Source organism: Paenibacillus phytorum (genome assembly GCF_013141715.1).
Classification (GTDB): Bacteria; Bacillota; Bacilli; order Paenibacillales; family NBRC-103111; genus Paenibacillus_E; species Paenibacillus_E phytorum.
Window position 1 is genome coordinate 1 of the sequence record NZ_WHOA01000116.1, and the last position, 21,901, is coordinate 21,901.

General features: G+C 46.5%; 18 protein-coding genes and 1 pseudogene. 5 read left to right on the forward strand and 14 right to left on the reverse strand.

Annotated elements, in window-relative coordinates; translation table 11 throughout:
- Positions 1-195: 195 nt before the first annotated feature.
- The 7 genes from GC098_RS17265 to GC098_RS17295 form a co-directional block, all read right to left on the reverse strand.
- Positions 196-1,305 carry a hypothetical protein gene (locus tag GC098_RS17265; protein WP_171644365.1) on the reverse strand — a complete coding sequence of 370 codons (1,110 nt, stop codon included), beginning with the start codon at positions 1,303-1,305 and terminating at the stop codon, positions 196-198.
- A gap of 836 nt (positions 1,306-2,141) precedes the next feature.
- Positions 2,142-3,644 carry a sensor histidine kinase gene (locus GC098_RS17270; RefSeq protein WP_171644366.1) on the reverse strand — a complete coding sequence of 501 codons (1,503 nt, stop codon included), beginning with the start codon at positions 3,642-3,644 and terminating at the stop codon, positions 2,142-2,144.
- Complete coding sequence (locus tag GC098_RS17275; protein WP_171644367.1) at positions 3,641-4,324, reverse strand: response regulator transcription factor; 684 nt, start codon at positions 4,322-4,324, stop codon at positions 3,641-3,643. Before GC098_RS17275 ends, GC098_RS17270 begins: the two co-directional genes overlap by 4 nt.
- Before the next feature lie 164 nt (positions 4,325-4,488).
- Complete coding sequence (gene galU, locus GC098_RS17280; protein ID WP_171644368.1) at positions 4,489-5,391, reverse strand: UTP--glucose-1-phosphate uridylyltransferase GalU; 903 nt, start codon at positions 5,389-5,391, stop codon at positions 4,489-4,491.
- A 1-nt stretch (position 5,392) separates the two neighbouring features.
- Complete coding sequence (locus GC098_RS17285; RefSeq protein ID WP_171644369.1) at positions 5,393-5,797, reverse strand: GtrA family protein; 405 nt, start codon at positions 5,795-5,797, stop codon at positions 5,393-5,395.
- The gene (locus tag GC098_RS17290; protein ID WP_171644370.1) at positions 5,794-6,762 is read right to left on the reverse strand and encodes a glycosyltransferase family 2 protein; all 969 of its coding nucleotides are present in this window, start codon (positions 6,760-6,762) and stop codon (positions 5,794-5,796) included. Before GC098_RS17290 ends, GC098_RS17285 begins: the two co-directional genes overlap by 4 nt.
- Positions 6,763-6,790: 28 nt before the next feature.
- Positions 6,791-8,962, reverse strand: a complete 2,172-nt coding sequence (locus GC098_RS17295) for an ArnT family glycosyltransferase (RefSeq protein ID WP_171644371.1) — start codon at positions 8,960-8,962, stop codon at positions 6,791-6,793.
- Between the two features lie 285 nt (positions 8,963-9,247).
- On the opposite strand from GC098_RS17295, the gene GC098_RS17300 reads away from it, so the two are divergent.
- Together GC098_RS17300 and GC098_RS40845 are read left to right on the forward strand one after the other, a co-directional pair.
- Positions 9,248-10,144 carry an FAD:protein FMN transferase gene (locus GC098_RS17300; RefSeq protein WP_171644372.1) on the forward strand — a complete coding sequence of 299 codons (897 nt, stop codon included), beginning with the start codon at positions 9,248-9,250 and terminating at the stop codon, positions 10,142-10,144.
- 234 nt (positions 10,145-10,378) lie between these two features.
- Positions 10,379-10,507, forward strand: coding sequence for a hypothetical protein (locus GC098_RS40845; RefSeq protein WP_281367085.1), 129 nt, complete (start codon positions 10,379-10,381; stop codon positions 10,505-10,507).
- A gap of 75 nt (positions 10,508-10,582) precedes the next feature.
- Here GC098_RS40845 and mnmH read toward each other — a convergent pair whose 3' ends face one another.
- The gene (mnmH, locus tag GC098_RS17305; protein ID WP_171644373.1) at positions 10,583-11,632 is read right to left on the reverse strand and encodes a tRNA 2-selenouridine(34) synthase MnmH; all 1,050 of its coding nucleotides are present in this window, start codon (positions 11,630-11,632) and stop codon (positions 10,583-10,585) included.
- A gap of 126 nt (positions 11,633-11,758) precedes the next feature.
- On the opposite strand from mnmH, the gene GC098_RS17310 reads away from it, so the two are divergent.
- Positions 11,759-12,835 (forward strand): permease, encoded by a 1,077-nt coding sequence (locus tag GC098_RS17310; protein ID WP_171644374.1) that lies wholly within the window; start codon positions 11,759-11,761, stop codon positions 12,833-12,835.
- Between the two features lie 55 nt (positions 12,836-12,890).
- The gene (locus GC098_RS17315; protein ID WP_171644375.1) at positions 12,891-14,150 is read left to right on the forward strand and encodes a BaiN/RdsA family NAD(P)/FAD-dependent oxidoreductase; all 1,260 of its coding nucleotides are present in this window, start codon (positions 12,891-12,893) and stop codon (positions 14,148-14,150) included.
- A gap of 53 nt (positions 14,151-14,203) precedes the next feature.
- Here the strand turns inward: GC098_RS17315 and GC098_RS17320 are convergent, their stop codons facing one another.
- From GC098_RS17320 to GC098_RS17340, 5 genes and pseudogenes are all read right to left on the reverse strand, one after another.
- Positions 14,204-15,559, reverse strand: coding sequence for a dicarboxylate/amino acid:cation symporter (locus tag GC098_RS17320; protein ID WP_171644376.1), 1,356 nt, complete (start codon positions 15,557-15,559; stop codon positions 14,204-14,206).
- Between the two features lie 176 nt (positions 15,560-15,735).
- Positions 15,736-16,512, reverse strand: coding sequence for a hypothetical protein (locus GC098_RS17325; protein WP_171644377.1), 777 nt, complete (start codon positions 16,510-16,512; stop codon positions 15,736-15,738).
- Between the two features lie 720 nt (positions 16,513-17,232).
- Entirely contained in the window at positions 17,233-17,649 is a 417-nt protein-coding gene (locus GC098_RS17330) for a hypothetical protein (RefSeq protein WP_171644378.1), read from the reverse strand.
- Between the two features lie 65 nt (positions 17,650-17,714).
- On the reverse strand, positions 17,715-18,647 hold the full coding sequence (locus GC098_RS17335) for an inositol monophosphatase family protein (protein WP_171644379.1): 933 nt from the start codon (positions 18,645-18,647) through the stop codon (positions 17,715-17,717).
- 47 nt (positions 18,648-18,694) lie between these two features.
- Positions 18,695-20,188, reverse strand: a pseudogene (locus tag GC098_RS17340) (flavin monoamine oxidase family protein).
- 209 nt (positions 20,189-20,397) lie between these two features.
- On the opposite strand from GC098_RS17340, the gene GC098_RS17345 reads away from it, so the two are divergent.
- Positions 20,398-21,363 (forward strand): aldolase catalytic domain-containing protein, encoded by a 966-nt coding sequence (locus tag GC098_RS17345; RefSeq protein WP_171644380.1) that lies wholly within the window; start codon positions 20,398-20,400, stop codon positions 21,361-21,363.
- A gap of 81 nt (positions 21,364-21,444) precedes the next feature.
- On the opposite strand, the gene GC098_RS17350 is transcribed toward GC098_RS17345, so the two are convergent.
- On the reverse strand, positions 21,445-21,768 hold the full coding sequence (locus GC098_RS17350; RefSeq protein ID WP_171644381.1) for a hypothetical protein: 324 nt from the start codon (positions 21,766-21,768) through the stop codon (positions 21,445-21,447).
- Between the last annotated feature and the right edge of the window lie 133 nt (positions 21,769-21,901).

Below are 21,901 nucleotides of genomic sequence, written 5' to 3' on the forward strand. Positions count from 1 at the left end.
CCATTGCAATTTGAACAGTTGTACTACGAGAGTGTAGCTTAGCTAAGTGGTGTCCACTTTCTTGACAGAAGAGCAAAATCATCATTACAGCGCGGAGTTCGGACTCATTTGCTATCTTATTTGGAGAGAAATCATATGCGTACTCACACGGCAAAAAAGCCGCCCGCATAGCGAGCAGCTTCCTCCAATTCATTTTTAGCTCGTTGCAGTTGGTGTTGTTGTATTCGCAGACGGTGTGCCTGCTGGACGCTTACGATCAGTGCCTTTTTGCTCAACATGCTTCTTAATGGAATCCGTCATTCCGTCTTTGATTTTGCTAACGAGATCATCTTCACTGATGCCTTTAGCTGTAGCAACATCCAAGATCGATTTACCCGCTTCCAGTTCTGTTCTCAGCTCATCTTGCGTGATGCCCAGAATTTGTGTCAACACTTCAGGGTTCCCGAATAGCCCACCACCTGGGCCGCCATGACCGCCGCCTCTTCCATCCCGACCGCCCTCAGGACGCGTGCTTTGCACTTGTTTCGTCAATCGGTCAGACAAGCCCGACAACATTTGGTCTGCTTGCGCTTGCGTTAGTTTACCAGCTGTAACTTCAGCGTTGATAGAAGTGGTTTCTGCTGCAACTAGCTTAGCTACATAGTCTGCTTCCGTTAAACCTTTTTCAACTGCAAAAGCCGATAATGTTTTGCCAGCTTTCAACGCATCCTGCACAACACTTTGCTCCACGCTAAGAATTGTTGCTGTTTGCTCTACCAGATTGCCACCGTGACCTTTGCCCATGCCACCGTGACCTTTGCCCATGCCACCGCGACCGCCTTCTCCGCCAGGGAATCCGCCTTTGAACCCGTTCGCTTCAATACGCTTCGTCAATTGATCAGTTAGACCTTTAAGAATCGTGTCTGCTTGCGCTTGTGTTATTTTGCCCGCTGTTACATCAGCTGTAATCGAAGCGGTCTCTGCTGCGACTAGCTTTTGCAAAAAGTCTGCTTTCGCAAGTCCTTTTTCCTCTGCAAATGCAGCCAATGTTTTGTCCGCTTTCAAAGCGTCTTGTACGACGCTTTCCTCAACGCCCAGGATTGTCGCTGTTTCTTTAACCACATTTACACCCTTGAAGCCACCGCGATCTCCGAAATCTCCACGACCTTTGCCTCCTGGTCCTGCATTTTGAGTTGATGTGCTCGTTGACGTGCCTGTTACCGTATCTGCAAATGCTTGATTATGTAAGGCTCCAACAAAACCAACTCCGAGTACAAAAGAAGCTACCAATGAACCTGTAAGAATTTTTCTGCCGATGTTTTTCATAATTTGTTTCCACCTTTTTCTTTATATTTTTTGTTTCTTCCTTACAAAACCAAGTATAGACGCCTAACCTGAATCTCATCTGAGTGTAAACTGAAGATTGGTTGAGAGATTTCTGAGGATTGGCTGAAGAGGAAAACACCTATAAGGCGGCTCGCAGATGTAGTTTGGCTTGGTATCATCGAGCAGCTAACTTCGCTTACCCCGAAACCAAATAAGAGTCTCTGGAGACTCTTATCCCCCACCATTAGCCACCTTTTAGCGAAATAGAAGCTTCTGGAGGCTCTTATTTGCGCGGAATAATCCACACACGCTGTGTTCGGCACCAAATAAGAGTCTCTGGAGACTCTTATTTCCCACCATTAGCCACCTTTTAGCAAAATAGAAGCTTCTGGAGGCTCTTATTTGCGCGGAATAATCCACACACTCCGTGTTCGGCACCAAATAAGAGTCTCTGGAGACTCTTATTTCCCACCATTATCCACCTTTTGGCGAAATAGAAGCTTCTGGGGGCTCTTATTTGCGCGGAATAATCCACACTCGCCGTGTTCAGCACCAAATAAGAGTCTCTGGAGACTCCTATTTCCCACCATTAGCCACTTTTTGGCGAAATAGAAGCTTCTGAAGGCTCTTATTTGCGCGGAATAATCCACACACGCCGTGTTCAGCTCCAAATAAGAGTCACTGGAGACTCCTATTTCCCACCATTAGCCTCTTTCTGTAGAAATAGAAGCTTCTGAAGACCATAATTCTTAACTGCGTGAGCATTACTCCAGCTAAAAACATCCTATAAAAAAAGCCCCACCCCGACATCAAGTCGAGATAAGGCCCCTCTCATTCTATGGAAGCAGCAGCACTTTAAATGTACTGCCTTCACCTACAGTGCTATGAACCTCAATCGTTCCCCCATGCAGCTCCACAATGGAACGGGTAATGGATAATCCCAAACCTGCACCACCGCTCCTTCTCGCCCTTGAGGAATCGATACGGTAGAACCGATCAAACAAATGTGGGAGATGTTCAGGTGCAATACCTGGCCCATTGTCATGAACAGCTATTTCCACACCTGCGTCTGTCTTTGCTAACGAAAGCCCTAGTTCACCGGTCAACGGATGCGTATGCTGAACTGCGTTGTGAAACAAGTTGAGTATGACCTGCTTAATTTTATCTGGATCATACAGACAACGGATCTGGGACTCCAGTGTAAAAGTAACTTTTCTGTCTCCTGCCAGTAGACGAAGCTGGGGCTCCATCTCATGCAGCATCTCATCGAGCAGCCCTTCCGATTTCTGAAAAGATGGCGTGCGATCTAACCGAGCAAGCAGCAGGAGGTCTTCAACTAGCTTATTAATACGCACGGATTCGCCGTGCATGCTCTTCAGCGCCTTCAGCAGTTGCTCCGGTTGTTGATACGCTCCGCGAAGCAGCACTTCCAGAAAGCCATGAATGGAGGTCAGCGGTGTACGAAGCTCGTGCGAGGCATCCGCAGCGAAGCGGCGCATTTGCTCTTTTGCCTCTTTTTCCGCCTCAAAAGAAAACTCCAATCGCTCTAGCATACTATTGAAAGAAGTCGATAACCGGTCAATCTCCACCTGCCCCTGATGCGCAGGGAACCGCTCACCCAGATTACCTGAATCGATTTGTTTCACCGTATCCACCATATTAGAAAGTGGCACCAACGTCCGCCTTAACACGGGCAGAAATCCAAGCAGCCCTACAACCAATGCTGTCATGGACAATAGTAGAAAGGTGAACAACTGACGGAGCAGCAAATCTTTGATCGGTGCTGTGCTCGTACTCGCCTGAATAAGTCCTTGTACGCCTTGGGATCTCTCACGAATTTGATGAAAGACAATCAACTGTTCATTGCCATCCTTATCCTTCACGATTCGGTAGATCAGCTTCTCTTTCGATTTCAATACTTCCTGATATTCTTCCTTCGTTAGCTGCAGAGGGGATGTTACATTTTCTGAAGACAACTGCTTGTAAGTCCCTTCACTATCGATCAAAGCAATGGATAAATCAGGAACGAAAATTCGGGGAAACTCTCCTCCCGTATTGTCCGAACGGTTACCACCGTTAATGTCTCGTCTGGACATAAAAGGATTCTGGCCGCGATCCGGAGATTCCCCTGCTCGCTGCCACGTATTGGGAGGTAACGTCGCAAGCTGGTTGCGAATCGTTTCCGCCTTGTTCTTATACAGAAATTGCTGCATGAAAATATATTGGAATACACCAATCAGCAGCAACAACACAGACATCACCAATAAAGACCGCGAGAGTAACTGGAATTTCAGCGAACCGGTAACAAAATGCTCGGCAAACCGGCCCCGCCTTTTCATGTTAAATCCATCCGATACCCGGCGCCGCGAATCGTGCGGATCAGCTTATGTTCTTTATCGCCTAGCTTATCGCGTAAGGAGCGAATGTACACCTCGACGATGTTCTCTTCGCCACCGAAGTCATAGCCCCATACTTTATCAAGAATCATCGATTTGCTTAACACAAGTCCGTGGTTAATCGACATAAATTTGAGCAGTTCGTATTCCGTTGGGGATAGCTCCAAAACCTTATCATTCAAGCTAATCTCTTTACGTCGATCATCCATGCGAAGCGGTCCAATGATCACTTCACCGAACAAGTTCGGGAAATGATTGCGAATTCGCGCATAGATACGGGCAAGCAACTCCTCAAAGCTGAACGGCTTAATCATATAATCATCGGCCCCAAGCGTAAGTCCCTTGACCCTGTCATCGACTTCATCCTTAGCCGTCAGCATGATAACTGCGACATTTTCTGTCTTCTTAATCATTCGACAAACTTCGAATCCGTCCATCCCCGGCATCATCACATCCAGAATAGCGATATGCGGCTGAAACTTATTGCATGCTGTGATCGCACTAATCCCGTCCTGTGCCGTCATCACTTCAAACCCTTCATTCGTCAAACCTAACTCCAGAAATTCTAGAATATGAGGCTCATCATCGACAAGCAGAATTTTGATACCTTTTAATTGGCGCATAGTTTTAATCCCCCCGAAGTTCATTGTACACGTTTTCTACAGTCAGTATCCCATATCCTCCCTAAAAGCAATCTGAGCGGTTGCTGAAAGGTTGCTGAATGTTCGACTTCCAAACGAATAAGCCGGACCCTGAGCGGACCCGACTTTTTATCCACGCCTATTCGTTACACAACTCGCTTGCGCAGCTTCTCCTTCCCCAATTCTTTTTGCAAAAGAATATCCAGATACGCCAGCAGTTGCGGGCGAAGCTCCTCTCTTTGAAGCCCCAGCTCCACAATCGCCTTCATATAACCGAATTTATCCCCAATATCGTAGCGATCTCCCTTGAGTTCAAGCGCCATCAGCCCTTCCTGCAGACACATCTTGCGCAGAGCGTCCGTCAGCTGATACTCGTTCCCCGCTCCTCGTTCAATTGTTTGCAGCACTTCGAATATAGATGGTTTCAAAATATACCTGCCCATAATCGCCATGTTCGATGGCGCTTTAGTCGGTGAAGGCTTTTCCACCAAGTCGCTAACATGGTACGTACGATTATGTTGGGCGTCTGCCGCGATAATTCCGTATTTGCTCACGTCAGCTTGCGGAACTTGCTGCACACCGACAACCTGCTTGTTCGTTGCTTCAAAAACCTGCATCATCTCCAGCAAAGCGGAAGTCTCGGAATGCATAATGTCATCCCCAAGCAGTACAGCGAAAGGTTCGTCCCCGATAAAAGGCTCGGCACAAAGAATGGCATGACCCAGCCCAAGCGGCTCCTTTTGGCGAATATAATGGATATTAGCCATGTTCGAAATGCTTTGAATTTCGCTCAGCAGCTCCAACTTCTCTTTCTCAAAAAGCGTCTGCTCCAGTTCGACCGACTTATCAAAATGGTCTTCAATGGACTTTTTATTGCGACCTGTAACGATCAAGATGCTTTCAATTCCGGCCTGTACAGCCTCTTCGACAATATATTGGATGGCCGGCTTATCAACAATGGGCAGCATTTCTTTTGGCTGTGCTTTCGTTGCTGGTAATATTCTTGTACCAAGACCTGCTGCTGGTATGACGGCTTTTTTAATTTTCATCTTATACCACTCCTTTTTCCATTGTTATTGAAGGTGTGAATACCCACTTGCGGCTTCCTATATAGTTGAAAACAACACCTGATCCTGTCGCAGCGAGCTTACTAATCCAAAGAGGCCAACCCAGATGCTCAGCAAAACTGATTAGCAACCCCGAAGTCATCAGCATCAAAACGGCGCTCAGGCTTATGAACTTAAGAAATTGGTGCTTGTTATCACCGCTCGCCTGAAAGGTCCACGACCGATTCATGAAATAGCTGTTCAGCACCCCGCTTGTAAACGAAATTCCCTGTGCCAGCAGATGCGGCCAACCCCAGAGGGTGAGGAGCGTAAACACAGCGAAATCAATGCTTGTATTCACCGCTCCAACCAGCCCGTACTTCATCCATTGCATCACGAGTCTGTTCATACGATTCTCTTGATTCTTCGTTCTTTTTTCTTCATGCCGTGACAATCGCGAACGATATATAAAGGGCGGCCTTTGGATTCATCGTAAATGCGTCCAATGTATTCACCGACTAGGCCAAGAATGATCAGGATAAAGCCGCTGAAGAAGAGCTGCATAATGGCAATTCCGTTCCAGCCAGCCACAGTGCTTACTGTGAATAGTTTGAGATAAATGATGACCATTAAGTAAGCTAGACCTGAAACAGAAAGCGCACCTCCGAGATAGGTAGCCAACTTTAATGGTTTGATCGAAAAAGAAGTAATACCGTCCATGGACAGCTTGAGCATTTTCTTTAATGGGTACTTGGTTTCCCCAGCAGCGCGCTCATCTCGCACATATTCGACGGCTGTTTGGCGAAAACCGACCCAGGAAACAAGGCCGCGGACGAAGCGGTTTTTCTCCGTTAACCGGCTCATTTCGTCGCAAACCTTGCGGTCCATGAGGCGGAAATCGCCTGTATCCACAGGGATGACAATATCCGTAGACGCCTGCAAGATGCGGTAGAACAAATGCGCCGTCTGCTTCTTGAAGAAGGTCTCACCCTTGCGCTCTGTACGCTTGGCGTAGACTACGTCATAGCCTTCTTTCCACTTCGCAATCATCTCCGGAATGAGCTCGGGCGGATCTTGGAGATCGGCGTCAATGACGACAACCGCATCTCCACTTGCATAATCCATACCCGCTGTAATCGCGATTTGATGACCGAAGTTCCGGGAGAAATTAATGAGTTTAACGCGTTCGTCTTTTGCACTGAAGCCTTGGATGATCGCGGCTGAATTGTCGCGACTTCCATCGTTGACGAACACCAGCTCATATGAAGCGTCGGTTCGGTTCATCACTTGCTTCAAGTGCTGGTATGTTTCTTGAATAACAGCTTCTTCATTGAACACAGGAATGACAACAGAATATCGTACATACTCAGTCATAGTGTTTCCTCCTTCATTTTTGCTTGAATTATAGGGAATCAACATTGATTTCGTAGAGCGTTCCGGAGCCATTCATACCACCACCCATAGGTCTGTCTTGTCCGTACCGACCATCTTGACCATCTCGGCTGTCACTCATGCCACCATCTGTTTGCTGAGTTTGGGCTTGCCCATCTTGCGTTGAGACTTGATCTTGCTCACCTTGCTGTGTTTGAGCAGTCTCCGACTGGTACTCACTCTTCGGAACCTCGGTACTGTGCTCTTTGATCCAAGTCGTTAATTCCGAGCTGGTACCGCCGCCGCCACCAAAACCGCCAGAAGAAATCAGGAAGTATTTAATTTCTTTGTTTTGAACCATTTCTTTCAGCTTATCTACCGTGAGAATCGGGTCAGAGCCTGAGAATCCGCCCATCGCCATCACCGCTTTGCCGGTTTTTATAATATAAGAAGAAGCTTCTGTCGCTCTAGAGACAGCGAACAAATATGTCTCCCCTGTGTTGTTATTGGTCACGTAATCTAACAATTTCGTATTTACTTCGCTCGATCCCCCCATGCGGGAACCGCCCATTCCTGAGCTTTGCTTCAAACTCGGTCCAGCTTCAGGAAGCATGCTGTTTCCACCATAAAGGAGCGGTGTCGCAGTCCAATACAGCGGCGCTGCAAGCAAGGTCAACAATCCGAGAATAGCTGCCGTATGAGCAAGCTTCTCTTTCTTAGAAGCAAGCACAAGGATCAGCGCTGCAGCCGCTCCGGCAGCGCCTACACCAATTGCCCATCCAGCGCCAATTTGGCCATTATATGGCGTGATAATGTACAGTTCGAAGGCTGTCGTCACCGCGATTGCTGCGGGTAACAGCCACATTTTCCAACCGGATCTCTCCCGGTAAAGGTTCCAAAGCTCGGTCCAACCAGCTCCCACCAAAGCCGAGATTGGCGCGGCCAACATAATCAAATAGTACTGATGGAAAAAGCCTGCAACACTGAAGAACGCCGCTGCTGGGAGCAGCCATGCTAACCAGAATAAAGTTTCAAACTGTTTGGCAGTCATCGGTTTTTTTCTGCGAATCCCTACTAATAGCGCGAGAACGCCAAAAGCTGCGAAAGGAATGAGCCAACTAATTTGACCGGAAAGTGCCGATTGGAACAATCGCAGAGGCCCTGCCGTTCCGGTATTGAATGCACCACCGCCACCGGCTTTACCACTTGGAGCCCCGCCCTGTCCACCGCCATCTGGGAAGCCTCCGGGACCGCCTTGACCGTCCTGAATCACACCGGAACCATCCGTTCTGCTGCCATCTTGAGTTACATTATCGTCACTTGCAGCATTCGTTCCGTCTTGTGTGCCGCCGTCTCCTTGCTGCATTTGACCGCCGTCCCGTCTCGCGCCATCTCCGCCCCCACCTGGTCCTTGATTACCCGTCAAACGGGATACACCGTTATAGCCAAAGGCAAGCTCCAGCACAGAGTTCGTCTGACTGCTTCCCATATAAGGACGTTTGTCCGCCGGGATCGAATCTACGATGACTGCCCATGATAACGATAAGGCGATAAGTGCTGCTGAAGCGCCTGTAAGCACCTTTAGCTTGCTTTTCCAATTCACTTTACTTGCAAATAAGTAGAACAAATAGAAAGCAGGAATGACCATGTAGGCTTGAAGCATTTTCATATTAAAAGCCACACCAATCATGCCAAAAGCCGCTACAACCCAACCCCACTTATTGCCGCGAATACCGCGAAACAGCATCCATGTGGCTAGTACAAGCGTGAAAACCAGCATACTGTCCACATTATTCGTACGGCTAACCGCCGCGGCGATCGGGGTACAAACAAAGGCGAGACTGGCCAATCGGGCTGACATTTTGCCAAACGTAGGTTTAATAAGGATGTACATCAACAGCACTGATCCAACACCCGCCAACGCTTGAGGCAAAATCACACTCCAACCATGCACCCCGAATACATACGCGCTTATCGTCTGAATCCAAAATGTCATCGGCGGCTTATCCACCGTCACATATCCGGCCGGATCGAAGGAAGCAAAGAAAAAGTTATGAAAGCTTTGCAGCATACTTGTTACAGCCGCGGTGTAATACCCATTCACTGTGTGGTCCTGCCAAATGTTAAACATGTTCAGAAAACCCGCTAATAATGCTATTGCTACGAGGATATAATCGACTTTTTTGCTTTTTGGTGTATTCATCTTCTCTAGCACTCCCCTTTATCATTTCGGCGATGGGATCGTCATCCGTGTCCCTCGTTTACAGGTACAACTTTACCCACTTCTGCTGAATTCCAGCTGAATGCACACTGAGCGTTTCTTGAAAGCATTCTGAGACATTGCTGAATAAGCCAGATCGCAGCTTTCTAGTTCAGCGCCTGGCTTGATTTTTCAGTAATCTTTCAGCTAATTATCAATTGAATCTCAGTTAACGCTTCTATAATAGGTTCATAAACTTCAGGACACGAAAGAAATGAGGAAAACCTTATGGAGCGTATCACACAGTACTTGCATCCGTTTCATTTACAAACTATGGAGTCTAATATCGAGATGCTGCTCCACTGCGAAGAGAAAGAAAGTACTCTCATTAAGAAGCTGGCTATCGATTGGTTTCGAAGTGTGGAAAAGCGTTTCAGCCCTTATCTCGCCGACAGTGAAATCAGGCTTCTGAATACATTAGCCGGTGAAAATTGTATGGTTTCTACTACGATGTTAGAGGTGCTTTTTCTAGCTGAGGCATATCAAAAAATAACCGCGGGGAACTATAACCCTCTCCTACAAAAAGGGACGTCAATGGGCCCTGGAAAAGCTTCTGCCTCATTAGAGTGGGAAATATATCCGGCTTTGAAATCAATCAAGCTTCCCAGTCATTCAAACATCAATTTAAGAGGGATAGAAAAAAGCTGGTCCATTAAACGGCTAGCTGAATATATGCAGAAGAGCATGTCGCTCGATCAAGGCCTCATCTTAGCCGGAGGGGATATCACGGTATGGGGACGCGACTCTACGAATCTTGACCCTTGGGTCATTGGCATTCAAAACCCTTGGAACGCGAACGCCAAACTGGGCGCCATCGCCATGCCGGAGGGCTCCCTGTCCACTTATAGTCCATTTGAGGATACAACGCCCACCCCAGGCAGCGATATCGTGCAGTGCACCGTTACTGGCCAAGATATGGTTGAGTGCCAAGTGTGGGCAAGAACACTGTGTACACTCGGCATCGAAGAAGGGCTTGCACTGCTTGCCGAACGTACCTCCGTTTGCGAAGCTGTTATGCTTTCGACTAAGCAGGAGCTGCATTACTTTGGAAGAGAAGCTTCTCTTCATAGAAGATGGCTGGATATGCACATTGACCATTATCACTTTCAGGACATGGTGTCCTGAGGTATTACGATTAAACACAGGCCTGAGCCAATACTTTTCCGATTCAGCCATTTATCCACATTCAGTCGCCCCTTATCCACAGAACCCTTACAATTTATTCACAAAATAATCTGTTTTATCAACATGTTATCCACAACCTGTGTGCATCTTTATTTTATTCTTGTTATAACCCATATTTGATGGTGAGAAATATGCGATGTAGGGGCAATTGGCGGCGGTTCCGCTGCCACGAGTATGTATAGCGCAAAAGTGCTTTTAGTGGATAAAGGGGACAACGTGGATGGGAAGCTAGGCATATCTGGGGAGCAGCAGTTGCAACGTTACGAACAACAAAGAGCTCCAACATCCGTTATGACAACATAGAGGGTCATAATAAATGTTCGAGCATATCAGTTCGTTATATCCGCAATCAACGCATCAATTGAAAATACATTTCATTTAAACCTTTAAACACTCTGCTTCTACTGATATTAAATATTCCTTTACAGCCTTAACGGCATCTTTGATCGTATTTGCTTTAATATTAATTATTTCTTGTTCGTATTTATTCATAGCATGTTCATAGCGTGGATCATAGTAGTGCTCTAACAAGAGGCAAACAGCATGCTCAAATTGTTCTTCCTTAAGAGCTATTTCGATACTTTTGGCGATCGGGGTGTGGATTCGATCCTTTATATGACTATAAGCTTGAAGCAATTCTTGCTTGTTTTCCCAAGGTCGGTAATCCTCAATAATATGACGAGCACGTTCATCAATTGGCATTTCAATAAAAAGTTGTGTACCGGAATCCTTTTTGCTAACAATGAACTCAGGAATGACTGCTTTTCCAATTCGTTTGCTTTCTCCCTCTATCAGAATATAGGGTGCATCCTCCATTTTCAGAAGGTTAGTGAGAAGAAGTGCTTCGAATGTTTTCTGATTGTTTGCTTGAAGCCCGACATGACCGAAAATGGATCCCCGATGCCCAGCCATTGCTTCTAAGTCCAAAACCGGGTATCCATCTCTCTGGAGGTGCCTTAGAATAGCAGTTTTTCCAGCTCCGGTATTACCAGAAATTACACATACCCGAGGTTTGAAATCCATCTTCTCCAGTGTATCGACTACCCATTTACGATAGGCACGAAAGCCTCCTGTTAAGCGATAAGTCCGGATGCCCATTAACGATAGAACTGTCGCAGTCGTTTTACTACGCATTCCGCCGCGCCAACAGAAAACCGCCTTTTTCTCCTTAATCTGCTCAAAAGTCTTTACAAAAGCCGGCAATTTTGCCGACACGATTTCAAGCCCTCTATCCTTGGCGACCTGAACACTAACTTGCTTATAGTTGGTACCAATTTCTGCACGTTCGACATCATCAAATAATGGGATATTAAGGCTTCCTGGAATTGTAGAGTCCTGATACTCCGAGGGTGAACGAACGTCTATCATCACAATCTCTTTCTTGTCTCTAAGGGATAGCAACTCTTCTATGGTGATATCTTGAAACAATGGGGTTTCGCTCCTTTAAATTACGCCAGCGACTCGTATCCAAAAAATATGTGTCATTCTCATTTTTTGGATATGTTATAATGATAACCTATTTAACTTGTCAAAATCTAATGTCTGGAGAATATAATGACACATACCAGTAATTCATCACCTCACGTAGAACCAATCAATAAAAGGGTTGTACTATATGTTATCATTTTTTTAATAATCGCTATTGTTGGCTTAACTTACGTGAAATGGTGGCCTTACTATCATAAAGCATTCGATGCTGCGACTAAACATTCTATAGGGTCGTCCATAATTTCTGGTAAGAATCCGACAGCCCCCGCTCCTTCTTGGCAAGCTGCATGGGACTATGCGCTGACTTACTACAAATCAGTTTGGAAGGCAGCACTACTAGGCATTATCCTTGGTTCATTGTTACAGGTACTTCTACCCTCTACATGGCTTCTTAAGATGCTTGGTAAAACTTCTTTCAAAAGTACTTTAATCGGAGGATTTTCCTCCATACCAGGTATGATGTGCACATGCTGCGCAGCGCCTCTTGCAGTAGGATTACGTAAAAAGAATGTATCCGTAGGCGCAAGCCTAGCTTTTTGGCTTGGAAACCCGACCATTAACCCGGCAACCTTGGTGTTTATGACCTTTGTTTTGTCTTGGAAGTTCACCTTAATCCGACTTGTATTTGGTTTAATATTAACCTTTGGTGTAAGCTATTACGCCAACCTTTTTGCTGGAAAAACGAAACTTCCAGAGAATCTAACTGTTAAACCTGAGGAAATAACAGAAGAACAATCTGGCTCATTCATAAAAAGATGGTTGAAAAGTATTTGGTCGATGATTCTTCATATTGTTCCAGCCTACATCATCGCGGTACTTTTATTAGGAGCAAGCAGAGCCTGGTTATTTCCTGCAGTCGGGGAAACTGCCGGAAATAGTATTCTTCTTATTATTGGTTTTGCTATTGCAGGTATGCTATTCGTAATCCCTACAGCGGCTGAGATACCGATTATCCAATCTTTAATGACCTTTGGCCTTGGGACAGGTCCCGCAGCTGCATTATTGCTTACGCTGCCTTCCATCAGTTTGCCTTCTCTGCTAATGATTTCGAAATCATTTCCTAAGAAAGTCATTCTGTTTGTTATCGTTTCAGTAGTAGCGCTTGGTATATTAAGCGGCATAGTCGGTGTTATATTTCTTTAAGACGCCTTGCATGCTATGATGGTGTCAAAATATGCGATGTAGGGGCTTTATTCGAATGACATATGATGTAATTGTAATTGGCGGCGGTTCCGCTGGGCTTATGGCCAGCATTGCCGCGAGTGTGGATGGCGCGAAGGTGCTTCTGGTGGATAAAGGGGACAAGCTGGGGCGTAAGCTCGGGATATCCGGCGGCGGCAGATGCAACGTAACGAACAACAAAGATATGGATGAATTGATCAAGCATATTCCAGGCAACGGGCGCTTCTTATATAGTGCTTTAACTCATTTCAGCAACAAGGATATCATTGATTTTTTTGAAAATCTCGGCATCCGCCTGAAGGAAGAAGACAACGGTCGAATGTTTCCCATCAGCGACAAGGCCAAAACCGTCGTAGACGCGTTGATCGGCCAAGTTCGCAGGCAAGGTGTTGAGATCCGGACGAATAGTCCGGTCAAACAGGTCTTATACAAGGACGGCAGTGTCCAAGGCGTTCGTCTGCAGTCCGGCGAAACGATGAGCAGCAGAGCTGTCATCATTGCTTCCGGCGGATGCTCTGTGCCGCATACCGGCTCGACAGGAGACGGTTATGCTTGGGCCGAAGCTGGTGGGCACACCATCACGCAGCTGTTTCCGACCGAGGTTCCGTTAACCTCGAAGGAAGCTTTTATCCGCAGCCGTGAGCTGCAAGGACTTTCCTTGCGGGACGTGACACTCAGCGTATGGAACGCCAAAGGGAAATCGATTATTTCACATCGCGGCGATATGTTATTTACTCATTTTGGTTTGTCAGGGCCGATTGCGCTGCGCTGCAGTCAATTCGTCGTGAAGGAGCTCAACAAGTCAGAGCGTAAGGAAGTACTTTTAACCGTTGACCTCTTCCCGGATCAAAGCACGGACGACGTTTACAACCAAAGCATGGCTCTCGCCAAAGCTGACGCCAAGAAAGCGATCAAAAACGTCCTTAAGACGCTTTTATCCGATCGATTAATCCCAATCATGCTCGAGAAATCTGGCTTAGATGATCAACTTACGTACGATAACATCCCGAAGCAAAAATGGCTCGAGCTGTGCAAATTGATGAAAGCCTTCCCTGTTATCGTCAAAGGAACACTCTCCATAGAGGAAGCCTTCGTCACAGGCGGCGGCGTTCAGCTTAAAGAAATCGATCCGAGCACGATGCAGTCTAAGCTGGTGAACGGGCTTTATTTCTGCGGTGAGATCCTCGATATTCACGGCTATACAGGCGGTTATAACATTACCGCTGCATTTTCTACTGGCTATATGGCTGGCAAAAATGCTGCTCAGCAGGCATAAAAAAGAAGGACCCGCATCCTAAGATGCAGGTCCTTCTTCCTTTTGTTCATTGATTATGCTGTAGCCACATCGAGGTCATCTTCTTCGTCACGATCAAATGCTGCACGATCGAATTCTCCCTCAGACTCAGCCACGAGCAATGCCGTAACCGTTGTTCCTGTAGCATTAACCGCTGTACGACCCATGTCGATCAGCGCCTCAACACCAAGCACAAGACCCATACCTTCCAAAGGTAAGCCTAAAGCTGTAAGTACAACTGTTGTCGAAATCGCAGCTGGACCTGGAACGCCGGCCACACCAATGGAGGAAACCACACTAACCAAGATAAGAATCAAGTATTCAGGAACGCCAAGCGGAAGATTGTAGACCTTTGCTACGAAAATAGCCACAACCGCCGGCCAAACCCCGCCGCAGCCGTTGAAGTTCATCGTTGCCCCAAGCGGTGCCACGAAGCTTGCAATACGCGGTGATACGCGAAGGCGCTTCGTAATTACTTCCAAATTCACAGGCAGCGTTGCATAGCTGCTTCGTGTTGTGAATGCGACAGCAATTGTCGGATAAGCCTTTTTGAAGAATTTGATTGGGTTTACTTTTGCCACGAAAAGAACCAAACCACCGAAGATCAACACGAAGTGAATGATCAAAGCTACATAAGAAGTAAGGATAATTTTAGCCAGAGGAGCAAGTGTATCCAAACCATATTTGGCAGCCATCGCTGCGATTAACGCGTACACCCCATAAGGTGTCAGACGAATAACATACTTAACTACTTGGTGGATCACAGCTGTTGCTGATGTAATAAACGATTTAACGGCTGCTACACTTTCCGGCTTTTTCGAGCCGACATGTACAATGGCTACAGCAACAAAAATCGCGAAGATCAGAACCGGTACAACTTTCCCAGTCGCCATATCGTTAATTGGATTGGAAGGTACCAAGTCCAGAATAACCTGTGAAAACGTAGGAATTTCTCTTGCTTTAAAATCTTTCGGTACTGCCTGTGCAATTCCGTTACCCGGATCAATCGCCAAGGCGACAACCAAACCGATCACCGCCGCGATCCCTGTTGTTAGCAAGAACCAACCGATCGTTTTCAAACCCAGTTTACGCAGCTGACCTAGACTTGATAACGATGAAATACTGTTTATGACAAGAATAAGTACTAAAGGCATAACGAGCATTTTGATCAAATTTACATAGATCGTTCCGATCGTACTAACACTTTTAAATTGAAGCCCCAGTTGATTAAAAGCTACCCCTGCTACTAAACCAAGTCCTAAACCAATGAAAACGCGGTTACCAAAGCTAACTCTTTTCTTCGCCAATAAGACGAGGACCCCGATAATGATAATTGATACGACTAGGCTGACCCAGTTGGATTGAAATGCGGTCACTAAATTGTTATTCACTAGAATCATCTCCTTAATTCCTACGATGTTACTCGGTTTTATGGGATAAGAATATGACATTCGACGGAACCTGTCAATGATTTATTTAAAAAAAAAACAGAAAAACCGAACTATACCCCGGAAAAACTGAGATTTAATACGGTTTTTAGACGTTTTATTAAAATTGAAAAATGGAATTACATCGTATGCTGGTCATGGACAATTGCAACTAGATACCACTGAGAGCCTGAGTTCTCGTAAACAAGCCGCAGACTGGTCCAATCCATCCCCTGATACTGCGGATCTAGACCGGGATAATGATACTCCACCGTAATCGCTGAAGTCGTCGGATATACACTGAATACATTATTAATCATATTCCCTTTGCCAAGAATAATGTTATAACTTATTTGTGGTGCGGCTGCAAAATCTTCGTTATAGACGAATTTATCCCAATAGTCGGGAAAAGTGAGATCAATGGGATCACCTGAACCGTCGTAATCGCCCCAGTGTGTCGTGCTGGTATTTGCCCAAAGGGCTGCAAGCCCGCTGCCTAGAACCTGGACATCACTCGATACATGAATATAGGAGTACGGCGAGAATTGTACACCTTTCTTCGGATGGATCAGCTCTGCGAGCTTTTTCAGATCCTGCTCCTTCAGCGCTTGTATCGTTTCTTTGGCTTGTTTTTCGATGGCTTTTTTCGCGTCGGCTTCTTTGGCGTATGAAGTTGGACTTGGTTTGACACTAGGAGTAGAAGTAGGGAGAGGCACCTGTTTAGTTGGAGCTGGCGTGAGTGCTGGTGTTGGGGAGATTGGCGTTGATGGTGCTGGAGATGCTGTAGGAGGGATCATTGAAGTCGGTTGTGGACTGCTGCTGTTTGTACCCGTGACACCTTTTGTTTGCTCATCCATGCATCCGGTCATCACACTTATTATTGCTGCCACCAAAACAATCTCTACCATGCGTCTCATCCGAATCACTCCTCCACAAATTTACTTCCTTATTTCACCAGACGCGGAAATGATGGTAAAGGTTACGAATTCTGTGGTATCTACAATAAAAAGGCGGATGCCTAGGAAGGAGTGGAAGATGAAAATAAATAAACTAAAATAATCGGCATACTCGGTCCTTTGGCGAGAGTGTTTGCAAGGCTGATGCAAAGCAAATTGCACCCAAAGCGCTTGCTAATCCATGGAATGTTGTACGTTGTACAACAATAGGCAAGCTAATCGAGGTTTCCCGCGCGAATGTTGCAGAAAATACAACAGTTCCAGCCAAAAGTGGCTCTATAGCCTATAAAAAGGCTAAATTGTTGTACAACCTACAACATTCCTGAGCTTACCTAGGTGAAATCAAGGAAATTGTTGTACACAGTACAACTTACTTTCCTAATTCACCCCAAAAAAGCACTAACCCGTTTCGGGTTAGTGCTTGGGAGCGTCCACGGATGAGTGGATATGTGGGATTTTTGAGGGTAGGCGGCGAAGCTGGTTTACCATAAGGATGATTTCCATCCTTATGGCGGGGCTGCTCGGTCGCGGGCGCGAGATAGCGATGTTTTCCATCGCTATGACTCTGCTTTCGCGCGCCTCACGCGGTTTTCGCGCTGGGTTCGCGTGCCACGCGCGGCTCACTCGCGCCAGAATTCGCACACGCTAGCGCAGCTCCCGCGCAGCCTCCCCCACCCCATTTCACATCCGGATACCGGCGCTGAAATGGTTGTAATCGTCAGCGGACGGATCAAAGGCCGCCTCTTCCTCGCTCGGTACTGCGTCGGTTACGGGCGATACGTTCGCCTCGGCGTAGCTCTCGGACCAATCCTCATTCACGGTGTGGGCCGGAATACGGATGGAACCCTCCAGATCGTACGCCATGTTGTATATCGCTGGCTCTGACTCAGCCTGCGGGCGATCCACTAAGCGCCCGCCGTGCGATTGCGCAATTTCTAGCGCAGACGTTATCTCCTGTGCATCAAGATGGATGTGCACAGTGGACATATCTCCGCCCAGGAGTTCCGGCTTGTAGCCGAGCTCGTCCAGCGTATCAAGCGCAAGGAGCGCATCCCGCTCCTTATCAAATTCAAAAAATATAGGAACAAAGCTCTTCATCGCATAGCATCCTTTCTTCCTCAACATGCAAAGTATGCCATTATCATCTGCATTTTATTCCCACATTATTCTACTTTGATGGCTTCCTGCACGAATGCCAGCAGCTCTGCATGATATTCCGGCGCAGCAGCCACCAAGTAAACTGCCTGTGCCATCTCTATCCCCACTTCGGAGCTTGTACTTACACCTGCATTTGTACTTTCCTTCGCACTCGCACTTGCACTCGCATTAGAACCCGAACTTGTCCCTCTACAAGCCCCTGCACCCGAGCCCCCAAGCATAGCCACCGGATTACCCGCGAAATCTGTCACCTTCACGCCAGCCTCCTGCGCGAGCAGCAAGCCCGCGTACAAATCCTCACCTTCGGAGTTGTACAGCACGACACCATGCAAGTCGCCTCTGGCGAGCATCGCCCAGGTCAGAGAAGGTGCCCACAAGCGCAGCACTCTTTTAACCGAATACTCTAGATGATGTCTTAGTCCCAACGCTTTGTGATCGTCCTTGCCAACCCCATGGCCTTGAATCCATGAAATTGTTGACTTGACCAACGGACCCTTCGGCTTCGCCTCAAGCTTAAAATCCTCCTGCCACGCACCTTCGCCCTTAACAGCAACATAATTTAACCCTAGAGCCGAATCATGGATTACCCCTAGGACAATTTGTCCCTGATAGCTCAGAGAGATGCAAACCCCATAAAGCGGTATCCCCAAGGCGAAATTATTCGTTCCATCCAGAGGATCGACATGCCATACCCAATCGCTGGCTGCCCCTCCTTCACCCGCTTCTTCACTATATATACGATGACTCGGAAATACCGCCAGGATATCTTCCACAATCAAACGATCAGCCTGCACATCTACTTCGGTGACCAAATCGCCGCGATCATCCTTATGCTGAATGGTCAACTTGCCCCCGAATCGTTCTCTTGCCAGCTCCCCTGCTTTCCATGCGGCTTTCACGGCAACCTCTTTCGCTGATGACCACTCGTTTCGATTCATAAGGCATTCTCCCCCGAGACCATATGGAGCTACATCTTGGCCAAATTTTAAAATCCGTATCCATTAATAGGAAGCTCATTTACATTGTACGCTACTCTAATACCGGACTCAATCGCGCCTTCAACCCAGCCACTCATAGCTGACGTATGATCGCCGGCAAAGTGAACCCTCCCCTCGGGGAGGGCAATGTAGGGGCCTAGCTCTGTCGCCTGTTGAGGCGTATACATAGCGAAACAGCCAAGAGATTGAGGATCTTTACTCCAATCAAAGGAGACACCGCTAATAAATTCACGGTATACATCTTCGCCATGGATGATTGCCAAGTTGTTCAGCGCATTCCGGATACGCTCTTCTTCCGTCAGACCGCCCCAACGTAAAGCATCGTCCTCTCGCGTATAACTTGCCAAAATAACTGCAGGACCGGGCGTACCTATTCCGTAGCTTGGATAATAAACGAATCGGATCGGCAAATCCGTCACAGTTTTTCCACCGAAGATACCTTCCTTTTCCCAGAATTTGCTTTTAAACTCAAGTCCGATCTTGGTACAAGCTTCGTAATGCAGCTCGCGAATCGCTTTCCATTTATGATAGGAAAAAGATTCGCGGGGTTCCACTTCTACAAAGCGCAATATCGAAAAAGGAATCGTCACAATGGCAAAATCTCCAGTAACGCTGTGCCGATCTATCGTGTTCGACTGGATCGAGTGGATGGTTACGCTGTCCTTGTTCTGTACAATTTTCGTCATTTTTCGTTCAAATTGAATCTCATCTTGCAATTGTGGGAGAAATGCCCGCGGCAGCAGGTCATTACCACCCGGAATCTCGTGAAATCGGATATCCTCTCCCCAGGCGGCAAGCTTCTGCAGGATGGTTCCTGTGAAAGCATCGTTCATTGTGCTCTCCAAATCGAGAAGTACCCCCATCATTTCGATCGCTCCGCTTGAGAATGTGGTGCATGGCTCATAGGGGTACAATTTCAAAAAGTTGTACAGTGAATATTTATCGAACTCCTTGACGAACAAAGGCCAATTTCTATCCGGATTCTGACGGATGAATGCGAGAACCGGCTGTATCGCCCTATCAAACATCTCTCGGGCTGTTTCCCCCCTTTTCACCCGGAGCTACCGGATAATTTAATAAATCTGGGTGCCGTTCATATAGATGAACACGGGTTTTAATGCCGTTGACATAAATGAGGTCATTTGGTGTTTCATTGATAAATGCACGGATTGGCAGGCTGAATTTATGGATGTAGACATTAACGAGGTAATATGTTTCGGGAAAACGCATAGCTCCCGCTTCAAAATACTGCCCTTCGGTAAAGGGTCCCCGTATCGTTCGAATGCGCCCGCCAACTCTTTCGCTCGCTTCAAGAACGGTAACGTGATGTCCGGCCTCCTTCAATAACGACGCCGCAACTAGACCGGATATCCCAGCTCCAACCACGATCATTTTTTGGGCGTTTTCGTTTTGCCGAGTCCGCTTCTGACGATAGACAGCATCTGATTCGGAGTTAAGTGGGGTTTTAGGTAGGTTGGCATTCGTCTCACTCCTTCATCGGCATATCGAATACTATCGCAATCTTATGCAGGCGGCATACGCGTCTATACTTAGAAGGATAAGTTTCCTTTACGTTCGAAGGACCAGACACATGTTTATTAAGTGACATTCATTGACAAGTTGCCTCAGGATAAGTGATAATATAGCAAAATCAGAAGCGATATAAGCAGTCGAAAGGGGCAATACGAGTATGGTTAAGCAGCATCAACACAAGATTTTGGATTGTACGATTCGGGACGGCGGTTTGGTGAACGATTGGGATTTTAGCGTGGAATTTGTCAAAGACATGTATCGCGGCTTAAGTGCAGCCGGTGTAGAATATATGGAAATTGGTTATAAAAACTCGGAAAAACTGCTTAAAGGCGGAGCATCCGGTCCTTGGAGATTCTTGAACGAATCCTTCCTTCGTGACGTTATTACCAAAAAGACCGATACGAAACTATCTGCTCTCGTAGATATCGGCCGTGTCGATGAGAACGACATTTTACCTCGTGAAGACAGCTTACTTGATCTGATCCGCGTTGCTTGTTACATCAAAGACGTTGATAAAGGCCTTGAGCTTGTTCAAAAGTTTAATAGTATGGGCTACGAAACGTCAATTAACATCATGGCGCTTTCCCACGTTATGGAAAATGAATTAGTTGAAGCTTTCGAAGAAATCAATAAAAGCCCCGTTGACGTTGTCTATATCGTAGACTCCTACGGCAGCATGGATCATAAAGACATTGACTACCTCGTAACGAAGTTCCAACGTCTGCTTCCTGAGAAAGAACTTGGCTTACATATGCACAACAACCTGCAGCTTGCTTTCGCAAACACAATTGCCGGTGCTTCCAAAGGCGTGACTTTCCTTGATTCCTCCGTTTATGGAATGGGCCGCGCAGCAGGGAACTGTACGACGGAACTACTTCTTAGCTATTTAAAAGGAGCACGTTACGACATTCGTCCCGTACTAGAAATTATCGAGAAACACATGATTACTATGCGTCAAAAATGGGATTGGGGCTATCTCATTCCTTACATGATCGTGGGAGCGCTTGATGAGCATCCGCGTACGGCTATGGCTCAGCTTAGCTCAGATGAAAGAAATAACTTTGTAGATTTCTATGACCGTTTGACTTCCGTAGAGACAGCTCCAATTGTAAATAAAAACTAATATTATTAATTGAAAAAGACCCCTTATTGACAGTTCTCGAAGGCTTCGGCCTCAGATCTATCGATAAGGGGTTTTTCATATTTATTTGATGATTTTGGCTGATACGACGTAGTCTTCTGCATACGCACGGTCAATGAGGAAGATGAAATCCTCTTCTTCTCGGCGATACGGGGTTTTTTTAGGGAAAACTTCAATATACTCACTCTCGATTAACTCTGTACAATTCTCGTCTGCGTAGATCAATCCGTCTTCTAAACGTTTTAGCGCCTCAACCATAACCTCCCGCGATTTGAGCTCCCCTTGAATCTCTACATAGACTCTTGCGGTAGCATCGTGGTCTTGCAGTAAAATCGCTACTTTCTGGTTGGATTTGATTCGCAACTTCTTTTTCGGAGATATACTCATTTGTCCTACTCCTTCATTAGTCTTCTATAAGTTATTTTATGTCACAAAGGATGAACGCGGACTAGGCTAATGAACGCTAACGAGGCACTCCCCTAAAGACTGGGCGGATAATTAAGGAAAGTAAGGATATTTC